Raw genomic sequence first — 4,355 nt, forward strand, 5'->3', positions numbered from 1 at the left:
AGTTTTGTGAATCAGTCGGCGTCGTAGCCGAGGTTCGGCGCTAACCAGCGCTCCACTTCTGCCACGCTCATCCCTTTACGGAAGGCATAATCTTCAACCTGATCGCGCTGGATTTGCGCCACAGCGTAGTACTTGCTGTCCGGATGACTGAAATACCAGCCGGAAACCGAGGCACCTGGCCACATGGCGAAGGATTCGGTGAGCTTCATCCCGGTATGCGCCTCCACGTCCAGCAGTTCCCAAATGGTGGCTTTTTCGGTGTGTTCCGGACACGCCGGATAGCCCGGTGCCGGGCGAATCCCCTGGTAGTTTTCGCGGATCAGCTCCTCGTTACTGAGATTCTCATTCGCCGCATAGCCCCAGTAGACTTTACGCACGCGCTCATGCAGATATTCCGCGAACGCTTCCGCCAGACGGTCAGCAATCGCTTTCACCATGATCTTGTTGTAGTCGTCATGTTGCGCTTCGAAAGCATCTGCCAGCGCGTCTTCTTCCAGACCACCAGTGACCGCAAAAGCACCGATGTAATCCGCTTTACCGCTCAGTTTCGGTGCAACAAAGTCAGACAAGCAGTAGTTGGCGAAACCGACTTTTTCCGTCTGCTGGCGCAGGTGATGACTCACATTGATGACGTGCGTACGCGTCTCGTCACGGTAAATCTCGATGTCGTCACCCACGCGGTTGGCCGGGAATAAACCCACCACGCCACGCGGATTCAGCGTCTTCTCAGCGCTGAGTTTATCCAGCATGTCGTTGGCATCTTTGAACAAGCGCTTCGCCTCTTCGCCCACTACTTCATCTTCGAGGATTCGCGGATATTTCCCGGCCAACGACCAGGTCATAAAGAACGGCGTCCAGTCGATGTAGTTGCGCAGGGTTTCGATGCTGGCTTCCACTTCCTGTACGCCCAGACGGTGCGCCACCGGCGGCGTGTAGTTTTCCCAGTCAAAGGCCAGATCGTTGTCGCGGGCAGCCTGTAACGTTACGGGCGGAGTACGCGGTTTTTTACGCGCATGCTGGATACGCACGGTTTCGTACTCTTTACGCGTACGGGCGACAAAGTCATCGCGCTGGGTGTCAGAGAGCAGCGCGGCCACGACACCCACAGTACGCGAGGCGTTCTGCACGTACACCGTCGGGCCGCTGTAGTTCTGCTCAATTTTCACCGCCGTGTGCGCTTTCGAGGTGGTCGCGCCGCCAATCAGCAGCGGAATAGTGAAGCCCTGACGCTCCATCTCTTTCGCCACGTTGACCATTTCATCCAGCGAAGGGGTAATCAGCCCGGAAAGGCCAATCAGATCGGCATTCACTTCACGCGCCGTTCTGAGGATTTTCTCCGCGGGCACCATCACGCCAAGATCGACGATTTCGTAGTTGTTACATTGCAGCACCACGCCGACGATATTTTTGCCGATATCGTGCACATCGCCCTTCACGGTAGCGATGACCATTTTGCCGTTGCTGGAGCCTTTCTCTTTGCTGGCCTCAATGTACGGTTCGAGGTACGCCACCGCCTGCTTCATCACGCGGGCGGATTTCACCACCTGCGGCAGGAACATTTTGCCCTCGCCGAACAGGTCGCCAACCACGTTCATGCCGTCCATCAGCGGTCCTTCAATAACCTCGATCGGGCGCGCGGCCTGCTGGCGAGCTTCTTCGGTATCCAGCTCAATAAACTCGGTAATGCCTTTCACCAGCGAGTATTCGAGGCGCTTTTTCACGTCCCAGGTGCGCCATTCCGCCATCTGGGCATTCGCCGTGTCGTCGGTTTTACTGCCGCGATATTTCTCAGCCAGCTCCAGCAGTCGTTCGGTGCCATCGTCACGGCGGTTAAGGATCACGTCTTCAACCGCATCGCGCAGCTCGGCGGGCAGGTCGTCATAGATTGCCAGTTGTCCGGCGTTGACGATCCCCATGTCCATACCGTTGCGAATGGCGTAGTAGAGGAATACCGCGTGAATAGCTTCACGTACCGGGTCGTTGCCGCGAAACGAGAATGAAACGTTTGAAACGCCGCCGGAGATCAGCGCATGCGGCAGTTCGCGTTTGATGTCCTCACAGGCGCCGATAAAGTCCTGCGCGTAGTTGTTGTGCTCATCAATACCGGTCGCGACGGCAAAGATGTTCGGGTCAAAGATAATGTCTTCCGGCGGGAAGCCCACTTCTTCGGTAAGAATTTTGTACGCCCGACGGCAGATCTCAATTTTGCGCGCGCGGGTGTCGGCCTGGCCCTGCTCGTCAAAGGCCATCACCACCACTGCAGCACCGTAGCGACGCAGCAGCTTCGCGTGATGAATAAAGGTCTCAACCCCCTCTTTCATCGAAATGGAGTTAACGATGCCTTTACCCTGAATGCACTTCAGCCCTTTTTCGATTACTTCCCATTTCGAGGAGTCGATCATAATCGGCACGCGGGCGATATCCGGTTCACCGGCAATCAGGTTGAGGAAACGAACCATCGCCGCTTCGGCGTCGAGCATCCCCTCATCCATGTTGATATCGATGATCTGCGCGCCGCTTTCCACCTGCTGGCGGGCGACGTCCAGCGCCTCGCTGTATTTCTCTTCTTTGATCAGGCGCTTAAACTTCGCCGAACCGGTAACGTTGGTACGCTCGCCGACGTTCACAAACAGGCTGTCGTCGCCGATGTTCAGCGGCTCAAGGCCGGAAAGGCGGCAGGCAACCGGGATTTCCGGCAAGCGGCGTGGCGGCAAGCCATCCACCGCGCGGCTCATGGCAGCGATGTGTTCCGGCGTGGTGCCGCAGCAGCCGCCAACAATATTCAGGAAGCCCGCCTCGGCCCATTCGCGGATTTGCGCCGCCATGGTGTCGGCATCGAGATCGTACTCACCAAATGCGTTCGGCAGCCCGGCGTTCGGGTGCGCGGTCACGTAGCATTCGGCAATGCGCGACAGTTCCTGCACGTACTGGCGCAGTTCGTCCGGGCCTAAGGCACAGTTCAGACCAAAGGTCAGCGCGTCGGCGTGGCGCAGTGAGTTATAAAACGCTTCGGTGGTCTGGCCGGAGAGCGTACGGCCAGAGGCGTCGGTGATGGTGCCGGAGAGCATGATCGGCAGTTCAACGCCCAGCGCTTCGAATTCAGTTTTAACCGCGAAAATAGCGGCTTTGGCGTTGAGGGTATCGAAAACGGTTTCAATCAGGATCAGGTCACTGCCGCCTTCCACCAGCGCTTTGGTGGATTCGCGGTAGGCGGCCACCAGCTGATCAAAGGTAATATTACGGTAAGCCGGGTCGTTGACGTCGGGCGAGATAGACGCTGTACGGTTGGTTGGGCCAAGCACGCCCGCGACATAGCGCGGTTTGTTCGGCGTGCGCGCCGTCCATTCGTCTGCCGCCGCGCGCGCCAGTTTGGCTGCCGCAAAGTTGATTTCCGCCGACAGGGATTCCATCTGGTAATCCGCCATGGCGATAGTCGTGGAGTTAAAGGTGTTGGTTTCGATGATGTCCGCGCCCGCCTCGAAGTAGGCGTTGTGAATCGCGGCGATCACCTCCGGTTTGCTGAGCACCAGCAGGTCGTTGTTACCTTTCAGATCGCACGGCCATTCGGCAAAGCGTCCGCCGCGGAAATCCTCTTCGCTCAGACGATATCCCTGGATCATGGTGCCCATACCGCCGTCCAGCACCAGAATACGTTCATTTAACTGCTGACGTAATTGTTCTACTTTGCTGCTCACACTCGCTCCCGACAACGCTCAACCAGACCGAAAAAAACTCAACAGGTCATACTGGCACAAACCTGAGAGGCGGAAAAGAGAACAACAGCCAACATGAGACATGTTCAGCTTCACTCATCCGATCAGTACAGGAATTCTTGCATTATAATTGAATAAAACGAAAATGATTTCCACGATACAGAAAAGGAGTCTGCCATGGTTGCCCCCGTTCCCGCGAAACGCGGTAGAAAACCCGCCGCTACTACTGCGCCCGCAACCGGGCAGGTTCAGTCCCTGACGCGTGGCCTGAAGCTACTGGAGTGGATTGCGGAATCCAACGGCAGCGTGGCGCTGACCGAGCTGGCGCAGCAGGCCGGCCTGCCAAACTCCACGACTCACCGTTTGCTGACCACCATGCAGCAGCAGGGATTTGTTCGTCAGGTCGGTGAATTAGGGCATTGGGCTGTGGGTGCACATGCGTTTATCGTCGGCAGCAGCTTTCTGCAAAGCCGTAATCTGCTGGCGATTGTCCACCCAATCCTGCGCAAACTGATGGAAGATTCCGGTGAAACGGTCAACCTCGCCGTGCTTGATCAAAGCGACCATCAGGCGATTATTATCGACCAGGTGCAGTGCACCCAATTGATGCGTATGTCTGCGCCTATCGGCGGCAAACTGCCG

General features: G+C 57.0%; 2 protein-coding genes. One reads left to right on the forward strand and one right to left on the reverse strand.

Annotated features, from left to right (window positions below; translation table 11 throughout):
- Window positions 1–11 precede the first annotated feature (11 nt).
- Window positions 12–3,695: a methionine synthase gene (gene metH, locus FDX03_RS10025; protein ID WP_137345879.1), complete on the reverse strand. Its 3,684-nt coding sequence runs from the start codon at window positions 3,693–3,695 to the stop codon at window positions 12–14.
- A 195-nt stretch (window positions 3,696–3,890) separates the two neighbouring features.
- Here metH and FDX03_RS23225 point away from each other — a divergent pair.
- Window positions 3,891–4,355 (forward strand): helix-turn-helix domain-containing protein (locus tag FDX03_RS23225; RefSeq protein WP_249357027.1); only part of this gene is annotated, 465 nt, incomplete at its 3' end.

This window comes from Citrobacter sp. wls827 (assembly GCF_005280875.1).
In the GTDB taxonomy this organism is placed as follows: Bacteria; Pseudomonadota; Gammaproteobacteria; order Enterobacterales; family Enterobacteriaceae; genus Citrobacter; species Citrobacter youngae.